The sequence below is a fragment of the Aquiflexum lacus genome (genome assembly GCF_015476655.1).
Lineage (GTDB): Bacteria > Bacteroidota > Bacteroidia > Cytophagales > Cyclobacteriaceae > Aquiflexum > Aquiflexum lacus.
This window is the reverse complement of record NZ_JABFHF010000026.1, coordinates 56,235-76,872: the sequence shown is the minus strand read 5'-3', so window position 1 is coordinate 76,872 and position 20,638 is coordinate 56,235. Positions and strand designations below refer to the sequence as shown.

The window sequence follows — 20,638 nt, the reverse complement described above, 5'->3', positions numbered from 1 at the left end:
GACAATAAAGGGAGAAAATAATTCTTGACCAACCTAAGTGCGATCAATTTCAAAACATAATAATTTGTCCAAACAATGGTTTTAAGATAAACTTTCTATATTCGCACAACCAAAATTAAGGCGGGATGAATCCGACTAAGGCAGCGATAATAGACATGGGTACCAACACATTCCATTTGTTGTTGGTTGAACTGTATGGGGATAAATACAATACTATTTATAAAGAAAAAATTCCTGTAAAAATCGGGCAGGGAGGGATTAGTCAAAATAATATCCATCCTGATGCAGTCAAAAGAGCATTTCATACTTTGAAACACTTTAGAAGTATGATTGATGGGGAAGGGATCCAGAATATTTTTGCTTTTGCCACCAGTGCTGTACGGAATGCCCAAAATGGAAGTGAGTTTGTAAAACAAATAAAAGAACTTTTTCAAATCGAAGTCAATGTCATAGACGGTATACAAGAAGCACAGATGATCTATGAAGGTATTAGATTCAGTGGTTCTTTAAATGGGGAGACCTATCTGATGATGGACATAGGTGGCGGATCTGTTGAATTTATTATTGGCAACTCAGTTGAAGCTTTCTGGAGACAAAGCTTTGAAATAGGGGGACAGAGATTGCTTGATTTATTCCATTATCACGATCCAATACTTCCGGAAGAAGTTGAAAACCTTACTTTTTACCTTAAAGAAAAATTATTTGACTTGGAAGAAGCTATTCTGAAGTTCAACCCAAAAGGTCTTGTTGGTGCCTCTGGAACTTTCGATACATTAACAGACATGTATTTCGCTTCTCTTCAGCAAATAAAATCAAAAAACCAGCAGGTTTTTCACCTTCCAAGAGCAGAATTTGAAATAATCGCAGAAAAGCTTTTGACACTCAACAAAGAAGAACGTCTTAATATTCAGGGAATGATTCCTATGCGGGTGGATATGATTGTAGTAGCTTCCTGCTTGATAACATATATTTTGAAGCTGGTTCCGGTTTCTATTTTGGTTTGTTCCAATTTCGCATTAAAAGAAGGAGCTATTGCGCAGTTAATGAACAAGCATTCAATGGCAACTGTTGTCAGTCAATAATGGATTCTCCATTTTAATGAAATCATTACATGAATTATTGATGTATGGTATTCCAATATTCCGATCTGTTTAATTTCACCAAAAGCATATTTCTCAAGATGGGTTGTCCTGAAAAAGATGCTTCTTTAGCCACAGATGTTTTACTTTCTGCTGACCTCAGGGGTGTAGATTCTCACGGAGTCGCAAGGCTTTCGGGCTATGTCAGACTTTGGGAAAAGGGAAGGATCAATGCAAAGCCCAACATCAAAGTTGTCTATGAAACCCCAAGCACAGCTGTAGTTGATGGTGATGGTGGATTAGGTCTCGTAGTTGCTCCGTTTGCCATGCAAGTAGCCATCAATAAAGCAAAAATCGCAGGTACCGGATGGGTTTCGGTAAAAAACTCCAATCATTATGGTATTGCAGGCTATCATGCGATGATGGCATTGGAACATGACATGATCGGAATTTCCCTGACCAACGCCAGCCCACTGGTAAGTCCGACTTTTTCGAAAGAAAGAATGTTGGGAACAAATCCAATTTCAGTGGCGATCCCGGCGAATAAACAACCTCCTTTTATAGCTGATATGGCCACTACCACGGCCGCCAATGGTAAATTAGAAATCTTACAAAGAAAAGAACTGGATGCCCCTCTGGGCTGGGTACAGGACAAAGACGGCAATCAGACCACCGATGCCAACGGAGTCAAAAAAGGAGGCGCATTATTACCGCTTGGAGGGGACAGAGAGCATGGTTCTCATAAAGGTTATGCTTTGGGTGCCATTGTAGATATTTTTTCTGCTGTATTATCCGGGGCGAATTATGGGCCTTGGGTCCCACCTTTTGTGGCATTTTTGGAACCAGACCCCAATCCTGTTGGGGAAGGGATCGGCCATTTTTTAGGTGCCATGCGGGTTGATGCCTTTAGACCGGCAGATGAGTTCAAATCTAATATGGATAATTGGATCGGAAGGTTCAGAAATGCGAAGCCCGTAGAAGGTCAGGAGAAAGTTTTGATTCCAGGAGATCCGGAAAGAGAATTAGAAACTGCTCGAAAAAAAGACGGCATCCCTATTATCAAGCCTGTTGTTGATGATTTGAAGTCCTTGGGAGAAAAATTAGGTGTGAAATTCATTTCATAACCTCAATACTGGTAAGTTCGGGACTACCTCCCCGGTCACCACATCCTGCGGCAACATAATATTTCCCAGCAATGGGAACCACCTGCATACCATGCCTTCCCCTTTCCAGTCTGTTGAGCATTGACCAACCTTTACCATGCTCAAAATACTCAACTTCATTGTGTGCAGGCACCTGATTGGAACTTTCCCCTCCCACTACAATAAAACCTTTTTTATAATTTACAGTGGAATTACCGGCCCTTTGGGTAGGAAGGTTTTGATCCTCTGATAGTGTCTCCCACTTATTATCTTTAAAATCATACACATCTACTTCTCCATAAGTCAACTCAAACCCATATCCTTCTTTAGCAAACGACTTTCTGCCCCCGACAGCATATAATTTGCCATCAACAACCACAGCCTGAAAATGATCCCTGACCCTTGGCATATCCGGTAGAGTTGTCCATTTTCCAGTTTTGGGATCATATTCATCCAGATAATCCCTGTTATCCGCCCAATGGCCATCCTCAATTCCACCAACAATGTAAAACTTGTCTTGATGGACAACTACACCTGCTGAGCCTCTTCTTCTATTCTCCGGGATTTCATGCCCTTTGGTCCATTTGTCGGAAGATGGTTCATATATATAAACATGCGAAACCGGGGTTTCGTGAGGATACCCCCCTGTAAATGCACCGATTACATAAATTTTATCCCCATAGGGAACTGCTTGAAAATGGTGCATTTCCAACGGCGCCATTGATTTTTTCTCCCATGTATTGGAATTCGGGTCATACACCTCCACAGGTTTCATACCCCTGCCACCCAAAAGATACAATCTATCACCAAATGCCGCAGTGGCACATTCATGTCTTTCTGTACAGGAATTCTTAGGGTTTAAGGTAGACCATGCCTGACCGAGCATGCTAAAGCTTACCAAAAGTGCAGGTATAATAGTGAGTAACTTTTTCATAAGGTTGAGGTGTAAGGTGGAAACAATTATCAATTTATTCATTTTTGGCTGCAAAGCAGTAATATCAGCCGAATGATTGTTTTAAAAATCAGCCCCGAAATATAACCTACCATTGGTCAAATGAAATTTGTTCAGGTTTGACCTTTTTGTAAATTGAGGGATTAATTAAAGCAAACCTAATCTTTCCCTTTCTATGAAGACCCAAAATTTCAACCGCCGTCAGTTTTTAAAAGGCAGCAGTGCCGCATTGGCTTTGGCCAGTATGGGCATGATGAGTATGGATTTTATTGACAATGAAGAGCCATTAAAAGTTGCACTCATAGGATCTGGGTGGTATGGAAAAAGTGACCTTTTCAGGTTGATTCAGATTGCAAATGTTGATGTTGTCGCTTTGTGCGATGTTGACAGCAACATGCTCAAAGAAGCAGGAGACCTCGTAGCCAAGAGGCAAAAATCCGGGAAAGTACCAAAGCTCTATAAAGATTACCGGGAACTACTTAAAAATCATAAACTGGATATTACTGTTATCGGCACTCCTGATCATTGGCATGCCTTGCAGGCAATAGCTGCGCTAAAAGCTGGTTCACATTTGTACTTGCAAAAACCTATTTCTGTAGATGTGATTGAAGGGGAAGCGATAGTTGCCGCAGCCAGAAAGTACAATAAAATGGTCCAAGTTGGGGTACAGCGAAGGAGTACGCCGCACATTATAAAAGCAAAAAATGAAATAATTGACAGTGGTAAAATTGGTAAGGTTTCACATGCGGAAGTTTGCTGTTATTACCACATGCGTTTGAATGCCAATCCTCCAACCGAACCTGTACCATCACATATAGATTATGACATGTGGACAGGCCCTGCACCTTACCGTGAATACGATGGCATACTTCATGGCCGATGGAGGTCCTTTATGCAATATGGAAACGGAATCCCCGGTGACATGTGCGTCCATATGTTAGATACAGTAAGATGGATTTTAGGCTTGGGCTGGCCAAAAAAAATAACGGCAACAGGCGGGATTTATGTTCAAAAAGAAAGTAAAGCTAATATTGCTGACACGCAAACCGCCATTTATGAGTTTGATGAATTGAACGTAGTCTGGCAACATCGGACATGGGGAAACCCGGTTGATCCAGAATATCCCTGGGCTTTCAAAATTTATGGGGAGAATGGTGTATTGGCAGGCAGTACGATGAAAGCTGAATATTTCCCATATCCAAAAGGGGAAAAGATTGAATTTGATGTTTTGTATGAAAGAGAAAAATATCCGGAAGATCTGACTGAATCACGAATTGAACTTCATGCAGCTTCAGCCACAAGAGGACAATTCCAAAATCTCCTCGATTCTATGGAATCCGGTGAGCTTCCAGTTGCTGATGTACTTGAAGGACATATTTCTTCAGCATCTTGCATTTTGGCAAACATGTCTATGGAATTGGGGAGACCTTTGGTCTATGATCCTGAGAAAATGATTGTAGTCGATGACCCGGAAGCTACCCAAAAGCTACGAAGACCATATCGAACGCCGTACCAGCATCCTGAACCTGACAATGTCTGAATTTATAACCCGGAAAATTTTCGGGGATTTTTTTGATTTCTTGTAGCGTTTTTGAAAATAGTTGCGTCTAGACAATTGAATAAACTAAACCAACTATTTATGAATATCAGAAAAATTAAATTGAATTGGGTAAAGGCATTAGGTATAATCCTTTCCATTTCTTCATTATTACTAATAACGGCTTGCTTTGACGATGATGAAGGTCAGCCTATTCCGCCATCAGCGTTTCTTTCCATTTATCACGCTTCACCGGATGCACCTAGCTTGGACATTTACACCGAAGCAGCCAGAATCAACAGCAATCCACTGGAATACAGTACTTCTTTCCCATATAGCCCTTTCTATATAGGTGACAGAAAACTAAAATTCAACCCTCACAATGCGGTCAATAGTATTTTGGAAACTGAATTCACTTTGGCACAAGACAAGGTCTATTCTATGTTTTTGGTGAATAAAGTGGCAGAGATTGATGCTATAAAAGTTGAGGATATTTGGGAAGAGCCTGACAGTGAGAATGCTCAGATAAGGTTGGCACATCTATCCCCAGATACCGAAGACATTATAGTCCAGATCAATGAAGAATTATTGCCGTTCGGTGAAAAAAATGAGTATTTAGAGATCACTGATTTTGAGAGCATGGAAAAAGGTACAATAAAAGTTACTTTGAAATCAAAAGCATCAGGAGAAACACTATTGACAGTCAGTGAAATTGAAATCAGGGGCAATCGGGTATATACCTTGGTGGTGAGAGGTTTTTCAAATCCAGCCAATGGAACCAATAACCTTAGCCTTCAACTGCTGACCAACTACATCAGACAATAAAAATATCATCTCGTTTTTTGTGGTTTCCCCGGGGGAGTGATCCTCTGGGATTTTTTTTATCCAAAAAGGTCTGAACTCAGATACCTATCTCCCCTATCGCAAGTAATACATACAATCAGACCAGATTCAAGCTTTTCAGATAGCTTTAGGGCAGCATACAATGCCCCTCCACTACTCATTCCAGCAAGAATACCTTCTTCTTTAGCCATTCTACGGGTCATTTTGGTAGCATCATCCTGACTGACATCTATCACTTGGTCAACCCTTGAGGGGTCAAAAATTTTAGGTAAAAATTCAGGGGACCACCTTCTGATACCAGGAATGCTTGATCCGTCAGTAGGTTGAGTTCCAACAATCTGAACTGATTCATTTCTTTCTTTCAAATATTTCGAGACTCCCATGATAGTACCTGTAGTGCCCATAGCAGACACAAAATGTGTAACTTCCCCACTCGTATCACGCCAAATTTCAGGACCAGTGCTGTAATAATGGGCCATATAGTTATCTACATTGGCAAACTGATCCAACATGAAATATCCTTTATTTTCCTTCATTTCTTGTGCAAGTGTCCTTGAATATTCAATGGTTTTTTCCGCAGGAGTCAATATTACCTTTGCCCCATAAGCTTCCATTGACAATACCCTTTCTTTGGTGGAATTGTCCGGCATTATCAAAGTCATGTTTAGACCAAGGACATTGGCAACCATAGCCAATGCAATTCCTGTATTACCACTGGTCGCTTCTACCAATTTATCTCCAGGTTTAATATCTCCTCTATTCAAGGCACTTTTGATCATATTGTAGGCTGCCCTGTCTTTTACCGAACCCCCGGGATTTTGTCCTTCCAGTTTACAAAAAATCTTGACCTGTGGATTGATCGGGATATGCTTGAGTTCCACTAAAGGTGTATTTCCTATCAAATCAACAAGTTTCATCCTTCACTTTTTATAATATAAGTATCCGTTTCATCGGAACTTGGATTGTACATCTTGGCCTGATAATAAATCTTGCTATTTGGAGGAACACTTTTGGTAATCCAAACATTTCCACCAATGATAGAATGGTGCCCGATCACTGTATCTCCTCCTAAAATAGTGGCTCCAGCATAAATGACTACATAATCTTCAATCGTTGGATGACGTTTTTTATCAGCATCTTCCTTATCTACACTCAAAGCACCTAAAGTGACACCTTGATAGATTTTTACACAATCGCCTATTACTGTAGTTTCTCCGATGACAATTCCTGTAGCATGGTCAATACAAAATCTCTCTCCAATAATTGCTCCGGGATGAATATCCACTCCGGTTCTGCTATGGGAATATTCAGTGATCATTCGTGGTATTAGGGTTACACCAAGGGCATGAAGGGCATGGGCAATCCTATAAGCAGCTACTGCATAAAAACCGGGATAGCATCTGATGATTTCTGTTTTTGACTTAGCAGCTGGATCACCATCAAAAATAGCCTGAACATCCTGATGCAATAAATCATATACTCTTTCAAGGCCATCAAAAAAAGTATTGGCAATCTCAACCCCATCACCCGAATAAAGATGTTTATTTCGGATAAGGATTCTGGAAAGTTTATGCTTGAGTTCTTCAATTTTTTCTACTATCTGATCTTCCTCCTTCAGTAACTCCAGTGCAAAATCAGGAAAGAGCAATCCTAGAATGTTTTCAAAAAATGTATGCACCATTTTGGGCGACGGACATTCCGGACATGCCTTGTGGGATTTATTGAGTTTCTTGGCGAAAGTGGACATATTTTTTGAAGTAGTTATTAAAGCATAAAGCCAAAACGGATAATCAATGGCGAATTATAAGGAGAACGAATGTTGTCATGCATCAGATTATAGAGAATTGTAAAATTAGCCCCTCCTCTCTCACCAAATGGCGTAAAATAACCACCTCCTACCAATAAACCCGGAACCCAGCCTCGTTCAAATCTATCTGTTATCCGATTGTACAGATCCAGATTTAATCTTTCATATTCTGCATGGGCAAAAACATTTGGGAAAATATTGTAACGGGAGAAAATTCTTCCGCCGTATACACTGTTATTTCCACCAATAAATCTTCTATCATTAAAATATTGATAGGTAGCTCCGACTCCCGTAGAAAATCGATTGGTAACCATAACACCTGCTAAAGGTGAAACATCAATGAAAGTGATGGTTCCAAATGACATGGCAAAATTTCCACCAAAATACATCCTGTCTTTTAAGGGCGGCCGCATTTCCTCGTCGATGTACCTTTGGGCTTTTGCGGAAACAGCAACAAAAAAAAGAATCAAAATCAATAACGGTAATAATATTCTAGTCTTCAATGACAACATACAAATCTTCAGTTTTCCGCTTCATCAAATACCTTTCACGAGCAAACTTTTCCAAGAGTTCATTATTACTCATCAATTCCTCTCTATCTGCTTGTATTTTGTCCTTCCTTTCCAAGTAAAACTCCTTCTGTCTTTCCAATTCTTTCAATTTTGAATTGAGTTTGTATTGCGTTAATATGTCATTGGAATCTATGAACACCATCCAAACAACAAAAAAGAGGGTGAAAACGAAATAGAAATTCTTAGTGTATTTCAGGTATTTTCCCATTTCAATAAAGATTGATATAAACAAAGATAGAAAATGGTAATAAAATATTCCATTTAATGTGAATTATATAACTTTTGAAAATGGGATATGGTATAATTCATATCAAATTCTCGCTTAAAATCACCCACACTTTAAAGTTAAGTAAAATCCAATCATCCATTCAGATTTCTCTTTGTCCTTAATTCTAATAAAATAAACATAGCTTTTTTTATATTGTTGGACTAATCAATTAAACACATGCATAAAAAACTACATTTTATAAGTTCCTGGCTATTCGCATTGACTTTTGGCCTTCAAATCTCACAAGCGGATGCCCAACAGATTAAGGCAAGTTCTTCCAAAGATATGCAGGAGGCTGTCAAAAAGCATCAAGAAATGCTAGCTAACTCCCCATACAAAAACTACCCAGCAAGATTAGTTGGCCCTACCAATATGAGCGGCAGGGTGGTGGATATAGAGGTAACCAATGACTTCAAAACCTACTATATTGCAGCCGCATCAGGTGGAGTTTGGAAGACTCAGGACAATGGTCAGTCATTTACCCCGATATTTGACCATCAAGGTTCCCTTGGGATTGGAGATATGGCCATTGCCCCTTCAGACAATAATGTCATTTGGGTGGGAACAGGAGAAAATAATTCAAGCAGATCGACCTATGCCGGTTCAGGCATTTATAAGTCAATAAATGGAGGTGAGACTTGGGATTTTATGGGATTGCCACATTCTCAGCATATCGGACAGATTCAGATCCATCCTACCAATCCAAATATTGTTTGGGTAGGTTCTATGGGTGCCCTTTATTCCAAAAATGAGGAGCGCGGTCTTTACAAAACCATTGATGGTGGCAAAACATGGAAAAAAACGCTTTACATCAATGACAATACAGGTATCATAGATATCAAAATACATCCATCTAATCCGGATGTATTGTTGGCTGCATCTTGGGAGCGTTTCAGACAATCACATGATTTTATCGGAAATGGTAAAGGATCTGGTATTTGGAGATCTGAAGATGGTGGTGATACTTGGTTGAAAGTCGCAGAAGGGTTTCCTCAAGATGAGTTTGTAGGCAGAATAGGATTTGATTTTAGCCTTAGTAACCCCAATGTGGTCTATGCGCTGCATGATAACCAAAAGTCAGAAAGCAGGGAAGCTACCAGACAACCCCAAAGACCTGCAGAAGGTGATTTAACTTTCGAAAGTTTCAAAACTTTAACTTCTGCTGATATCCAAAATCTAGAAGATGACAAATTGAACAGATTTCTTAGAAGTAACCGATTCGCTACAAAATATGATGCCAAAAATGTTAAACGATTAATAAGTTTAGGGAGAATAACTCCACTTCAAATTGCACAATACAATGGCGACGGTCAAGACGCCAATGCTTCTCTTTTCAATAGCGCTGTTAGAGGTGCAGAAGTTTACCGATCTGAAGATGCGGGTAAATCGTGGCAAAAAGTAAATGAAACAAACCTTGAAAGGGTATATAATACTTATGGATACTACTTTGGTGAAGTGAGGGTAGGAACATCAAGTGAAGATGAAGTGTATATTTTAGGAGTACCCTTATTAGTATCCAGAGATGGTGGGAAAACCTTTGCCAGGACTGATACAGTTGGCAATGTACATTCTGACCATCAGTCGTTATGGATAAATCCAAATGATTCAAAACACCTGCTTTTAGGAACAGACGGAGGACTTTACAGTTCATATGGGAGCGGAGAAAGGTGGAGCCATTTGAATGACCAGTTGACTATCAGCCAGTTTTATTCAGTAATGGTAGATGAGAAAACTCCCTATAACATCTATGGTGGCATGCAGGACAATGGCGTCTGGTATGGTAGTTCTACCAATAAACCTTCAGACCAATGGTCTTCATTAATGGGAGGAGACGGAATGGTTGTAGCAGTAGATACACGGAGCAATGATATAGTCTATACGGGTTTTCAATTTGGAAATTACTTTAGAGTAAACACGAAAACCAATGAAAGAAAATCCGTAACACCATCCCATGACATAGGAAGAACTCCGAACAGGTGGAACTGGAGGACACCTGCTATTTTGAGTAAACACAACCAGGATGTTTTCTATATGGGTTCCCAGTATGTTTATAGAAGTCTTGACAGAGGGGATACTTGGGAGACTATTTCATCCGACTTGACCAAAAACCAGAAAAGCGGTAATGTGCCTTTTGCAACCCTATCTGTGATTGAGGAATCCCCATTTGAATTCGGGACCCTATATGCAGGTTCGGATGATGGAAATTTTTGGGTAACAAGAGACCATGGCACCAACTGGATTGACATCAGCAAAGGGCTTCCACAAAATCGTTGGATCAGTAGTATTACCCCTTCCCAACATCAGGAAGGATTGGTTTATGTTACTCTAACAGGCTATCGATTTGACGAATTCACACCCTTTGTTTATAAAAGTGCTGACTATGGAAAAACTTGGACATCAATCGCATCCAACCTTCCTTTAGAAGCTGTAAATATAATTAAAGAAGACCATACCAATCCGTCAATTCTTTTTATGGGAACGGACCAAGGGTTGTATATTTCAACTGATGCTGGAAAAAGTCATCAACTGATGCAAGGAAGCATTCCTAATGTGGCTATCTATGATCTGGCTATTCAAAAAAAGGCCAATGAATTGGTGGTTGCTACACATGGCCGGAGTGTTTTTGTAGTAGATCTAAAACCGCTTTACAAGGTTCTGAACACCTCAAAAGAAGTTATGGTCTTGAGTGTTTCTGAGATACGGTACAATCCTTGGAGAGCTGCAATGTCGGAGGGGATGGTCAACAAACCTACGCAGGGTATTCTTTTCTACACAAAAAATCAAGGCGAAGTTAACTTCGAAATCAAGAATGATAAAGATGAATCTATGAAATCATGGAGTCAAAATTTCTCAGCAGGTGTCAACAATACCAATTGGGAATATGGTAGTATGGGAAGAGGTAAGTACAAAATAATTGTAAAAAGCAATAGTGCTATTGATGAACTTGCCTTTGAAGTGAAATAGTGGATTAAGTTTTAGCCTTAATCAAAATATTCACATAAATAAAATATCTGCAGCATCAACTGCAGGTATTTTATTTTCAAAGGCAGTATTCTCTGTTTTTTTAAAAAAGTCTGAATCCAGCGGACAAAATAATTTGATTTTGTCTTTGGTCAGTTGGAAATGCAATAGTCGATCTTGAAATTTTACCTAGAGAGTTTTCATATTTTAAGTCCAGAATGACATTCCCAATATCCAGGCCTATTCCTGCTTGATAACCAATTGTAGAAGAATTATAATCAACCTCCAAAGGGACTTGTAGAGCATCCTCAATACTATAATCAATAAGAATAGAGGCTACTGGCCCTGCTTGCAATCTGAAAAAATCAGCGAATTTGAATCCAAACATAAAGGGAATATCTACCCGATTGAAATTTGCATCAATCGAAAGATCTACCCCGTTCGTTTGTTTTTGGATAAATGTCCCACCTGTATTGGTATATAAAAATTCTGGTTGGATAAAGATTGAGCTTCCGCCCATGCGTACAAAAAGACCTAAATGGTATCCAAGATTATTGTCTCCTGAAATAAATTCATCACCTGATACCGAAATATTGGCTTGAGATACTCCAAACTTAGGACCTATTGAGAAATCTTGGGCATTTGCTGTAAAGACAATTATGACCCCTAATAGACTCATTATGAAATTTTTCATCTGGGTTTATATATTTTCAAAGCCAAAGTAAGAATTTTGTTTTTGGAAGTCACGCGAAAACGAATAAAAAACTGAATCATTATTTATTTCAAACTGCTCTTTGAGCTACAAACTGATGGGTGATATCATACAACTCATGAAAATTCATAGGTTTAGGCAGAAGTCGATCAAAGGATACAGGGGTTATACTTCTAAAATAATCAATATCACCAGCTGTAAAACCAATAATAGGCAGTTTGTTGATTCTGTCATTTAGTTTGATTTCTGCAAGAAGTTCGATCCCGTCCATTTCAGGCATCATAATATCGGTAATTACAATATGAACATCATCTTCCATCATTAGGATAGACAAAGCTTCAACTCCATTCTCTGCAGTTAGGACTGTATGTTGCTCTTTCTCAAATAACTTTCTTAACACCAATCTATTAATGGCATCATCGTCGACAACAAGTATTTTCATATTATGGGGTGAAAATCACTCCGTCAATGTACAAAGATATTTTGTTAAAAAGCAAATTTATATATATAAAAAAAGGGCTTAAAAAGCCCTTTTCATTTAAATTAGTGAATTAATCACAATGATTACCCTCCTTCCTGAGGCTCGCCAAATACACCAAGGGTATCCAATAACACCAAAGCAATTACAATTGGACAAACCCACTTGATAAAGAAAATCCATGCAGCTCTATAAGGTCCTTTAAATTTAGGCGCTCCAAGGGACAATTCATTTGCAAAGTCAGAGATTTTCTTCGCCCAACCCGTATAAAGCGCAAGTAAAAAGCAAATCAAAACAACGGCGAAAGTACCAAAAAGGAAATCCATAATTGAGAAGAATCCCACCTGCTCATTACCGCCAAATTTAAGGGAAAGTGTAGAGAAGAAGTTCCCCTCAATTGATGAAAGTGCAGAAGGTATAGACAATAACATGGCACCAATACCAATCAACCAAGCAGCCTTTTTCCTACTCCACTTCCTTTCGTCTATAAAATAGGCCACGGGTACCTCTAACATCGAAATCGAAGAAGTCAAGGCGGCTACTAATAATAACAAGAAAAACAAAGCTCCAATAAAGTTCCCACCTGGCATGGCATCAAATACCATTGGCAAAACCTCAAAAACCAAAGCAGGCCCTCCTGCGGGATCTTTTCCTGGTAGTAATGCGAAAAGAGCGGGAAAAACCATCAATCCACCAAGCAACGCAACTGTGCTATCCATACCTGCGATCCAACCAGATGACTTTACTATGTTTCCACTTTTGGGCAGGTAAGATCCAAATGTGATCATCAATCCCCATCCTACAGACATGGAGAAAAAGGCTTGACCTAAAGCTGCTAAAAATACTTTACCATCAATTTTGGAAAAATCTGGTTTTAAATAATACTCAATACCTGCACTGGCGCCCTCAAGGGTAACTGCCCTACCTGCAATAAAGATAATGATGATAAATAAAACCGGCATCAGGAACTTAGCTGCCTTTTCAATGCCTCCTGAAACACCCCCCAAAACTACCCCAATTGTCATTAGAATAAATATGAAACAAAGGGGTATCACATACATTGGTGTTTGCTGGAAATCTTCAAAATCGATCGGAACATTGATCAATTCTGTGAAAATATAGCCAATCGTCCAACCTGCAATGACAGAGTAATAACTCAATACACAGAAACAGACAAGGATACACAGGACTCCGGCCATTTGCCAAAATCGGTTTCCACCTGTAGCTTTTATTGCTCCTATAGGATTTTTACCTGATATACGGCCCAAGGCTATTTCATTCAGCAAAAGAGGCAATCCTATCAATACTACGCAGATTGCATATACAAAAACGAATGCTCCACCGCCGTTTTCACCGGTCAGATAGGGGAATCTCCAAATGTTTCCCAAACCTACCGCTGAACCTGCAGCAGCCATTATAAAACCCAAACTGGAACCCCATTGGCCTCTACCTTGGGTATCTGAACTCATTGCCATACTTTATCTATTTGTTAATTTTAAATGAAAATTTAAGAATTAAGAATCGGCTAATTTAAGTTGTTTTGATAAAATACCAATTCCTTCTGTAAAACTTTTAGGAGAATATCCGAGCTCATTTTTTGCCTTTTCAATGATAAATCCAGTTTTGGGAGGCCGCTTTGCAGGCTGCGTAAAAAGGGTTGAATCCACTTCAGTGATCAATGACTTGTCCAGTCCAAAATAATCTGCTGTTTGAATAGCCATATCGTATGGTGTTAGGAAATCCTTACCTGATATGTTGAATATTCCAACAGCTCTTTTTTTCACAATCAGCGTACAACCCACTGCCAAATCTTCTGCCAAAGTTGGCGTCCGCCATTGATCATTTACCACCTTGATGTTCTTCCCTTCTTCCAATGACTTCTTTACCCAGAGAATGATGTTCGATCTGCTCATATCATTGGCTATCCCGTATACTAAAACTGTTCGGACTATTGCCCACTTGATTTTTGATTCCTTTATCCTTTTCTCTGCTTCCAATTTGGTCCATCCATAATAATTGATTGGGTTGGGAGTTCCTTCTTCAGAGTATGGGCCTTCTTCCCCATCAAAAATAAAATCAGTAGAAAGGTGAACAAAATGCACATCATTGATCTGACAAGCCTCAATCAAATTCGAAACAGCATCTATATTGGCCACACGGCAGCGTTTTTGGTCTTTTTCACAATCATCCACTTGGGTCATTGCTGCCGCATGTATCACTGCATCAGGTTTGACTTCTGCTATTACCTTCAAAACTTGATGTTTATCAGTGACATCCATTTCCCTCCATCCATAGCTACCCTGCCAAGAATCGGGCAGTCTCGCATCCCCTTTCCCTGTACCTATCACATTTACCCCTGTATCAGACCTCAATTGATCGATTAACTTTTGACCCAAAAGACCATTTGCTCCGGTGACAAGAACTTTGATAGCCCTACTTTTTTCAGTAAGTATGCCCATATTCCTTGGTGATTTTTGCTTTTGGAAGTTGCTCTATGGTAACAATCATATGTACCGGATTTACTGGTTTATCTTTTTCAGCTGTTTGTTCGGCTGCTATCTTTTCCATGACATCCAGACCTTGAATAACCTTGCCAAAAACTGTGTATTCATCATCAAGATGTGGAGTTCCACCGATTGTAGTATAAGCTTCTATTTGCTGTGGAGTCATTGATTTTTCGAGATTGATATTGAAAAAAGACTCCATGTTTTCTTTTTCATACAACATCAATTTATTCAAAGAATCAAATTGCTGCTCTTGGTATAATTTGCTGTAAGCTTCCTTTATATGCGTATTGCTCTCAAGTTGAATATATTTGTAAAAATAATCTGACAGAACCTTCATATCCGTAACCAGTTCATCTCTATTGTACACCTTGCCTTGTACAACATAAAACTGAGTGCCGCTCGACCTCCTTTCAGGGTTGACATTATTCCCCTGCCTTGCTGCCGCAATCATTCCTTTGCTGTGGATCTTACCTTTTTGGATCTCGGCAGGGATGGTATACCATTCTTCCTGAGGAAGCTTTTCCTTTCCAAACACATCTCCACCTTGTATCATAAAGTTTGGAATAATTCTATGAAACTCCGTAGAATCAAACCTTCCCGCTTGTGCCAAACTGACAAAATTCTGTTTATGCTGTGGCGTTTCATCAAATAAAATGGCATACATGTCTCCATGACGGGTCTGGATTTTGACCAGATAGTCCTTTTCTGATTTGCATGAAAACAATGCCACTGCGATTATTACAGGCAATACAAACCTTAATCTTTTCATTTTTTCAAAGCTGTTTTTATCTCTTTTAACAATTCAAATCCACCATCATTCAAAACCTTATCGGCCAATTGCTTGCCTAGTTCTTCAGATTGATCAGGGCTTCCCGACACTTTGTGGAGGATCCTATTCTTTCCATCCAAACTTACAATGCCACCTTTCAGATGCAAGGAGTTCCCTTCAAATTCCGCCAATGCAAAAACAGGAATGCTACAACCCCCTTCCAAAACCCTCAAATAAGATCTTTCCGCAAGTAGTCTATATCCTGTTGCTTGATGATGACATGCAGATATAATTTGAGTTTTAACGGTAGGATCAATATTCACCGAAGTTTCAATGGCTACACTTCCCTGACCGACGGCTGGTGTAAATTCATCCAATGAAAGTTTATGCTTGATCAGATTATCATATCCCATCCTATGTGCACCCGCAAAAGCCAATAAAAGTGCATCACATAATCCTGATTCCATCTTGGCAATTCTTGTCTGTAAATTGCCCCTGACTTCTACAGTCTTTATATGTGGGTAAAAATGTTTTAAAGTAGCAACACGACGGGTTGAGGATGTCCCAAGAACCAAAGGCTTTTCAGGATTTTGGTAATCAATGTCAGTATTGTGACTTAAAATAATGTCATTCTCTACCTCCCTCTCCGTAAATGCAATGATCTCGAAGCCAGCGGGAAGCCTTGACTGCATATCCTTGGCACTATGTACAGCGATGTCTATAGCGCCTGAAGTCAATTGATCCTCAAGCTCTTCTGTAAAGACTCCCTTGCTCCCGATTTTAGCAATGGAAACATCCAATATTTTGTCTCCCTTGGTTTCTATGATGACAATTTCACTTGCCAAACCTTGGGCGTTGAGCAAATCTGCCACGTGATAGGCCTGCCAAAGTGCCAGTTTACTGCCTCTAGTACCTATCCGGATTGGTTTGTCCATTTTTAATGTTCCTTTTTTTTGATTTTTTTCTCTACGGACTCCTCAATATATTTTACAATTTCACTTGCAATGTTTATCCCAGTTGCCTTTTCAATTCCTTCAAGACCAGGAGAACTGTTTACTTCCAATATCAAAGGACCTCTTTCTGATTGTAACAAATCAACACCTGCGATGGCCAAACCAAGCGCTTTTGCTGCACCAAGTGCAGCCATTTTTTCTGCTCTGGATAGCTTGATTACTGTAGCTACCCCTCCTCTATGGAGATTGGATCGGAATTCACCTTCAGCTCCCTGCCGCTTCATAGCTCCTACCACTTTCCCATTGACCACAAATGCACGTATATCAGCTCCTTTGGCTTCTTTGATAAATTCCTGCACAATAATTCTGGCTTTCAATCCATGAAAAGCTTCAATTACAGACTGACCTGCTTTTTTTGTTTCAGCCAATACAACACCCAAGCCTTGGGTACCCTCCAAAAGCTTAATGATCAACGGTGCACCGCCAACTCTTTCGATCAATGCTTTTTCTCCGCCTTTGGAAAAATTGGTAAAGGCTGTTTTTGGCATTCCCAAGCCAGCTTTGGATAGGATCTGAAGACTTCTCAACTTATCCCTACTACGCACAATGGCCTGGGATTCTACAGCTGAAAAAGCACCCATCAGTTCAAATTGACGGACAACTGCTGTTCCATAAAAAGTTACCGAAGCTCCAATTCTAGGAATGATGGCATCCACTCCTGAAAGCTTTTCCCCTTTGTAAATGATTGATGGCCCTTCCTGTTCAATGATCAGATCACATAGTGAATGGTCAACCACTATGGCCTCATGTCCGGCTTCTTTAATGGCTTCAAACAATCTCCTTGTAGAATACAGGTGGGAGTTTCTTGATAAAATCGCAATCTTCATTTCAATGATTTTTTTGATAAGTTAACCTCTTGCACATCTACTATAAACCTCCCTATCAATAACTTTCTTCCAAGAAGAATGGGATTCCTCATTTTTGACCTGTCTGTCAAAGTAAACTCTGCCTCGAATTCGACGTCAAACATAATGACTTTTGTGCTTACTTTATACCTGACCTCGGCCTGTCCAAAAGAATTCTTTACTTTTTTTTGGGAATAATTTTCTGACCTGAGCAATTTCCCATTGTATTTTTTGTCAGATGGCTCCAAGACTTTGAAGAAAAGCACTTTCCTCCCATCCTCTTCCCTTTCTTCTACAAATTCGCAATGGATGGATGAAGTATAGGCACCTGTATCAATTTTGCCTGTCACGTTTTTCAGCCCCCATTCAGGGAAGTTTATCCGCTCTCTCCTTCCTATTACTTTTTTCATGATGGGACGGACTCAGAAGCTTTCATGATTCTATGTATTCTGAAAGAAAGATCACTAAACAAAATCTTTGCACTGGCATTTCTTTCCAGGTGGTAATGGGATTCATTCAAAGCTTCGTAAATCCCACTTAATTTCTCCTCATTCAACACATTCACTCCTAATTTATGGATAAAGTCTCGGTCTGATTCTACGCTTCTCATCAATTCTGTAGATTTGGATTTATCCAGCATCACTTCTCTGATTACATTAATACCGCTGAGCAACAGGGATTTTTGGGATTCCTTATCCTTCCCACTGAATTTATCTACAAATTCAAATATCACATTGATGTCCAAAAGGAAGCAGGCCCTAAACCAATCCCTGATCAACACGGTATTTTCATCCTCCACCTGATCCACCATACGGTAAGCCTCACGCATATTGCCATCCGCCAATGGGGCAATCTGCACAGCCGCTTCTCTTGAACACAGACCATCAGATAACAGGTGGGACATGACCTCTTCATCATTAAATGCCCTGACCATAATTTTTTGAGTTCTGGAAAGAATTGTAGTCAATAAGCGCTCAGGTGATGAAGTCACCAACATGAAAACTGTTTTTTCGGGTGGTTCTTCCAAAATCTTCAACAACGAATTGGCAGAAGCTGAATGCATGTACTCAGGCGCCCAAATCAACATGATTTTATACCCCCCTTCAAATGACTTCAGTGAAAGGGTTTTGATGATCTGTCTGCCGGCACTTCTGGAAATATTGAGTTGTTTTTTTTCAAAACCATTATGGTAGATCCAATCGGAAGTATTGCCGTATGGAATACTTAAGGCGAAATTCCTGAAAGAGGCTGTTAAATCAACCTTCTTTTCCTTATTCGGATCCTCATCATCTTTAGAATCCCCTCCTACCACCGGGAAGGCAAAATTCATATCGGGATGCACCAACTTGGCCATTTTCTGGCAGGAAGGGCATTGTCCACAAGGGTCCTCCTCTCCCGGATTCTGGCAATGCAGGTATGTAGCCAATGCCAATGCCATCTTAAGATTGGGTGACCCCTCTGGACCATGAAACAATAAGGCATGGGCCAGGTGATTGGTCTTGACCGCCTGTATGATTTTTTCCTTGACTTCTCTCAGTCCCGGTATGGATGAAAACAACATAAATCTTCTAAACTTCTTTGTCCCAAATACGGTAATGTCTCGTCAATTCGAAAACCTTTTGGATAATTTCTTTTTCGGTTTGGTCATAGACTTTGCCCCTGCGTTTCATGACGGCAATGGCCACTTCCTCAAACTTTCTTACCTGAAAAGTACTGAATCCCGATGCCCCGCCCCATGAAAAGGAAGGGATAAAGTTCCTTGGGAATCCATCTCCAAAAACATTGGCCCCAACTCCAACTACAGTTCCTGTGTTGAACATGGTATTGATGCCACACTTGGCATGGTCACCCATCATCAGTCCACAAAACTGCAATCCGGTATTGGAAAATCCGCCACGGGTATAATCCCACACTTTGACGGGTGCATAGTTGTTTTTGAGATTGGAGGTGTTGGTGTCTGCACCGAGATTGCACCATTCCCCGATGACAGCATTGCCCAAAAATCCATCATGGCCTTTGTTGCTGTAACCAAAAATCACCGAATTGGAAATCTCTCCACCCACTTTGGAAAAAGGTCCTACTGTGGTGTCACCCCTTAACTTGGCTCCCATATTCACAGTCGATCCTTCGCACAAAGCAAATGGTCCTCTAATCAATGCGCCTTCCTGAACTTCAGAATTCTTACCAATATAAATCGGCCCTCCCTCTGCATTAAGTACTGCTGCTTTGATTTTAGCACCTTCTTCGACAAATACCTGTGAAGGATTGTACACTATGGTGTGCGGATCTGAAATTTCTTTGGATATTCTCCCTGAGGTAATCAGTTCAAAGTCTTTTTGGAGTTCAGCCGCATTGTACTGAAAAATGTTCCAGGTCTTTTGGATGGAAATAAAGTCTGATTCATATTGAATCGCCTCATTTTTTTTTGCTTGCTCAGGTTGAAAAAGAGCTGGCTGCTCCGAATGGCAGGCAATCAGCATATTCTGTGACCAAAGGGATTGATTGGTTTTCAGACCTGCGACCATTTCCCAAAGTTCCTTATCAGGGCAAATTGCCCCGTTGACCATCAATGCGGGGGAATCGTTTTTGGGATATTTCTCTGAAAGATAATCTTGGGTATGAAAGCCTGATTTTAAATCAGAATATTTCTCCCACTTTTCTGAAATCTTCAAAATCCCTACCCTGATATCTGCAATAGGGCGGGTAAAAGTAAAAGGCAATAGCGAACCCCTGATTGCGGGGTCATCAAATAAAATCAAATTGTCCATGACACAAAAATAAAAAAGTCTCCCGGAAAACAACTTCCGGGAGACCTAAACCTGTTCACCTTAGAGATGAAATTATTTCTTGGCGTATCTCTTGTTGAATTTCTCAACCCTACCTGCAGTATCCAACAACATCTTCTTACCAGTGTAGAAAGGATGTGAATTGGAGCTTACTTCTATCTTGTAAACCGGATATTGCTTTCCGTCTTCCCACTCAATGGTCTCACTTGTTTCGATTGTAGACTTTGTGATGAATTTGTAATCACTTGAGGTATCGAAAAATACGACGTCTCTGTAGTTTGGATGAATGTCTTTTTTCATTGTATTGCTATTTATCTTGGATCGCTTTTTTGAAATGAGGCACAAAGTTATTTCTTTTTTGAAATGT

Annotated in this window: 21 protein-coding genes; 5 read left to right on the top strand and 16 right to left on the bottom strand. The window is 39.9% G+C overall.

The annotated features are described in order from the left end of the window. Positions 1-125 precede the first annotated feature (125 nt). Positions 126-1,082 (top strand): Ppx/GppA phosphatase family protein, encoded by a 957-nt coding sequence (locus tag HMJ38_RS19660; protein ID WP_194976145.1) that lies wholly within the window; start codon positions 126-128, stop codon positions 1,080-1,082. A 44-nt stretch (positions 1,083-1,126) separates the two neighbouring features. Next, positions 1,127-2,203 carry an Ldh family oxidoreductase gene (locus HMJ38_RS19655; protein ID WP_194976144.1) on the top strand — a complete coding sequence of 359 codons (1,077 nt, stop codon included), beginning with the start codon at positions 1,127-1,129 and terminating at the stop codon, positions 2,201-2,203. Here HMJ38_RS19655 and HMJ38_RS19650 read toward each other — a convergent pair. Further along, the gene (locus tag HMJ38_RS19650) at positions 2,193-3,155 is read right to left on the bottom strand and encodes a Kelch repeat-containing protein (protein ID WP_194976143.1); all 963 of its coding nucleotides are present in this window, start codon (positions 3,153-3,155) and stop codon (positions 2,193-2,195) included. The two genes, HMJ38_RS19655 and HMJ38_RS19650, sit on opposite strands and share 11 nt — an antisense overlap. 193 nt (positions 3,156-3,348) lie before the next feature. On the opposite strand from HMJ38_RS19650, the gene HMJ38_RS19645 reads away from it, so the two are divergent. Both HMJ38_RS19645 and HMJ38_RS19640 read left to right on the top strand, forming a co-directional pair. Next, positions 3,349-4,713, top strand: coding sequence for a Gfo/Idh/MocA family oxidoreductase (locus tag HMJ38_RS19645; RefSeq protein WP_194976142.1), 1,365 nt, complete (start codon positions 3,349-3,351; stop codon positions 4,711-4,713). A gap of 99 nt (positions 4,714-4,812) precedes the next feature. Then, positions 4,813-5,535, top strand: a complete 723-nt coding sequence (locus HMJ38_RS19640) for a DUF4397 domain-containing protein (protein ID WP_194976141.1) — start codon at positions 4,813-4,815, stop codon at positions 5,533-5,535. A gap of 56 nt (positions 5,536-5,591) precedes the next feature. On the opposite strand, the gene cysM is transcribed toward HMJ38_RS19640, so the two are convergent. Genes cysM through HMJ38_RS19620 form a run of 4 tightly spaced genes read right to left on the bottom strand, consistent with a single transcriptional unit; the run spans position 5,592 to position 8,140 of the window. Continuing rightward, positions 5,592-6,470 (bottom strand): cysteine synthase CysM, encoded by an 879-nt coding sequence (gene cysM / locus HMJ38_RS19635; protein WP_194976140.1) that lies wholly within the window; start codon positions 6,468-6,470, stop codon positions 5,592-5,594. Then, complete coding sequence (locus HMJ38_RS19630; RefSeq protein WP_194976139.1) at positions 6,467-7,300, bottom strand: serine O-acetyltransferase; 834 nt, start codon at positions 7,298-7,300, stop codon at positions 6,467-6,469. The genes cysM and HMJ38_RS19630 overlap by 4 nt, the downstream gene beginning before the upstream one ends. Before the next feature lie 17 nt (positions 7,301-7,317). After that, on the bottom strand, positions 7,318-7,872 hold the full coding sequence (locus tag HMJ38_RS19625) for a hypothetical protein (protein WP_194976138.1): 555 nt from the start codon (positions 7,870-7,872) through the stop codon (positions 7,318-7,320). Beyond that, positions 7,853-8,140, bottom strand: coding sequence for an FtsB family cell division protein (locus HMJ38_RS19620; RefSeq protein ID WP_194976137.1), 288 nt, complete (start codon positions 8,138-8,140; stop codon positions 7,853-7,855). The genes HMJ38_RS19625 and HMJ38_RS19620 overlap by 20 nt, the downstream gene beginning before the upstream one ends. A 237-nt stretch (positions 8,141-8,377) precedes the next feature. Here HMJ38_RS19620 and HMJ38_RS19615 point away from each other — a divergent pair, with 237 nt between their 5' ends. Next, on the top strand, positions 8,378-11,164 hold the full coding sequence (locus HMJ38_RS19615; RefSeq protein ID WP_194976136.1) for a WD40/YVTN/BNR-like repeat-containing protein: 2,787 nt from the start codon (positions 8,378-8,380) through the stop codon (positions 11,162-11,164). Between the two features lie 100 nt (positions 11,165-11,264). Here HMJ38_RS19615 and HMJ38_RS19610 read toward each other — a convergent pair whose 3' ends face one another. From HMJ38_RS19610 to HMJ38_RS19560, 11 genes are all read right to left on the bottom strand, one after another. After that, positions 11,265-11,855 carry a porin family protein gene (locus HMJ38_RS19610; RefSeq protein WP_194976135.1) on the bottom strand — a complete coding sequence of 197 codons (591 nt, stop codon included), beginning with the start codon at positions 11,853-11,855 and terminating at the stop codon, positions 11,265-11,267. A gap of 88 nt (positions 11,856-11,943) precedes the next feature. After that, the gene (locus HMJ38_RS19605; RefSeq protein WP_194976134.1) at positions 11,944-12,315 is read right to left on the bottom strand and encodes a response regulator; all 372 of its coding nucleotides are present in this window, start codon (positions 12,313-12,315) and stop codon (positions 11,944-11,946) included. Positions 12,316-12,437: 122 nt separating this feature from the next. Then, complete coding sequence (locus HMJ38_RS19600; RefSeq protein ID WP_194976133.1) at positions 12,438-13,826, bottom strand: sodium-dependent transporter; 1,389 nt, start codon at positions 13,824-13,826, stop codon at positions 12,438-12,440. Between the two features lie 39 nt (positions 13,827-13,865). Continuing rightward, positions 13,866-14,810, bottom strand: coding sequence for an SDR family oxidoreductase (locus HMJ38_RS19595; protein WP_194976132.1), 945 nt, complete (start codon positions 14,808-14,810; stop codon positions 13,866-13,868). Further along, entirely contained in the window at positions 14,794-15,627 is an 834-nt protein-coding gene (locus HMJ38_RS19590; RefSeq protein ID WP_194976131.1) for a peptidylprolyl isomerase, read from the bottom strand. The genes HMJ38_RS19595 and HMJ38_RS19590 overlap by 17 nt, the downstream gene beginning before the upstream one ends. Further along, positions 15,624-16,562, bottom strand: a complete 939-nt coding sequence (hemC, locus tag HMJ38_RS19585) for a hydroxymethylbilane synthase (RefSeq protein WP_194976130.1) — start codon at positions 16,560-16,562, stop codon at positions 15,624-15,626. Before hemC ends, HMJ38_RS19590 begins: the two co-directional genes overlap by 4 nt. Before the next feature lie 2 nt (positions 16,563-16,564). Beyond that, positions 16,565-17,467, bottom strand: a complete 903-nt coding sequence (gene rimK, locus HMJ38_RS19580; RefSeq protein WP_194976129.1) for a 30S ribosomal protein S6--L-glutamate ligase — start codon at positions 17,465-17,467, stop codon at positions 16,565-16,567. Beyond that, positions 17,464-17,895: an ATP-dependent zinc protease family protein gene (locus tag HMJ38_RS19575; RefSeq protein ID WP_194976128.1), complete on the bottom strand. Its 432-nt coding sequence runs from the start codon at positions 17,893-17,895 to the stop codon at positions 17,464-17,466. The genes rimK and HMJ38_RS19575 overlap by 4 nt, the downstream gene beginning before the upstream one ends. Further along, positions 17,892-19,046 (bottom strand): DNA polymerase III subunit, encoded by a 1,155-nt coding sequence (locus HMJ38_RS19570; RefSeq protein ID WP_194976127.1) that lies wholly within the window; start codon positions 19,044-19,046, stop codon positions 17,892-17,894. Before HMJ38_RS19570 ends, HMJ38_RS19575 begins: the two co-directional genes overlap by 4 nt. A 7-nt stretch (positions 19,047-19,053) precedes the next feature. After that, on the bottom strand, positions 19,054-20,253 hold the full coding sequence (locus tag HMJ38_RS19565; RefSeq protein ID WP_194976126.1) for a GlmU family protein: 1,200 nt from the start codon (positions 20,251-20,253) through the stop codon (positions 19,054-19,056). A gap of 72 nt (positions 20,254-20,325) precedes the next feature. Further along, positions 20,326-20,571, bottom strand: a complete 246-nt coding sequence (locus tag HMJ38_RS19560; protein WP_194976125.1) for a type B 50S ribosomal protein L31 — start codon at positions 20,569-20,571, stop codon at positions 20,326-20,328. Positions 20,572-20,638 lie beyond the last annotated feature (67 nt).

Coding starts and splice junctions, on each gene's coding strand:
- HMJ38_RS19600 (WP_194976133.1), bottom strand. CDS start 13,826: ATGGCAATGAGTTCAGATACCCAAGGTAGAGGCCAATGGGGTTCCAGT.
- HMJ38_RS19565 (WP_194976126.1), bottom strand. CDS start 20,253: ATGGACAATTTGATTTTATTTGATGACCCCGCAATCAGGGGTTCGCTA.
- HMJ38_RS19595 (WP_194976132.1), bottom strand. CDS start 14,810: ATGGGCATACTTACTGAAAAAAGTAGGGCTATCAAAGTTCTTGTCACC.
- HMJ38_RS19605 (WP_194976134.1), bottom strand. CDS start 12,315: ATGAAAATACTTGTTGTCGACGATGATGCCATTAATAGATTGGTGTTA.
- HMJ38_RS19560 (WP_194976125.1), bottom strand. CDS start 20,571: ATGAAAAAAGACATTCATCCAAACTACAGAGACGTCGTATTTTTCGAT.
- HMJ38_RS19575 (WP_194976128.1), bottom strand. CDS start 17,895: ATGAAAAAAGTAATAGGAAGGAGAGAGCGGATAAACTTCCCTGAATGG.
- HMJ38_RS19610 (WP_194976135.1), bottom strand. CDS start 11,855: ATGAAAAATTTCATAATGAGTCTATTAGGGGTCATAATTGTCTTTACA.
- HMJ38_RS19645 (WP_194976142.1), top strand. CDS start 3,349: ATGAAGACCCAAAATTTCAACCGCCGTCAGTTTTTAAAAGGCAGCAGT.
- hemC (WP_194976130.1), bottom strand. CDS start 16,562: ATGGACAAACCAATCCGGATAGGTACTAGAGGCAGTAAACTGGCACTT.
- HMJ38_RS19630 (WP_194976139.1), bottom strand. CDS start 7,300: ATGTCCACTTTCGCCAAGAAACTCAATAAATCCCACAAGGCATGTCCG.
- HMJ38_RS19620 (WP_194976137.1), bottom strand. CDS start 8,140: ATGGGAAAATACCTGAAATACACTAAGAATTTCTATTTCGTTTTCACC.
- rimK (WP_194976129.1), bottom strand. CDS start 17,467: ATGAAGATTGCGATTTTATCAAGAAACTCCCACCTGTATTCTACAAGG.
- HMJ38_RS19625 (WP_194976138.1), bottom strand. CDS start 7,872: ATGTTGTCATTGAAGACTAGAATATTATTACCGTTATTGATTTTGATT.
- cysM (WP_194976140.1), bottom strand. CDS start 6,470: ATGAAACTTGTTGATTTGATAGGAAATACACCTTTAGTGGAACTCAAG.
- HMJ38_RS19615 (WP_194976136.1), top strand. CDS start 8,378: ATGCATAAAAAACTACATTTTATAAGTTCCTGGCTATTCGCATTGACT.
- HMJ38_RS19590 (WP_194976131.1), bottom strand. CDS start 15,627: ATGAAAAGATTAAGGTTTGTATTGCCTGTAATAATCGCAGTGGCATTG.
- HMJ38_RS19660 (WP_194976145.1), top strand. CDS start 126: ATGAATCCGACTAAGGCAGCGATAATAGACATGGGTACCAACACATTC.
- HMJ38_RS19640 (WP_194976141.1), top strand. CDS start 4,813: ATGAATATCAGAAAAATTAAATTGAATTGGGTAAAGGCATTAGGTATA.
- HMJ38_RS19570 (WP_194976127.1), bottom strand. CDS start 19,046: ATGTTGTTTTCATCCATACCGGGACTGAGAGAAGTCAAGGAAAAAATC.
- HMJ38_RS19655 (WP_194976144.1), top strand. CDS start 1,127: ATGGTATTCCAATATTCCGATCTGTTTAATTTCACCAAAAGCATATTT.
- HMJ38_RS19650 (WP_194976143.1), bottom strand. CDS start 3,155: ATGAAAAAGTTACTCACTATTATACCTGCACTTTTGGTAAGCTTTAGC.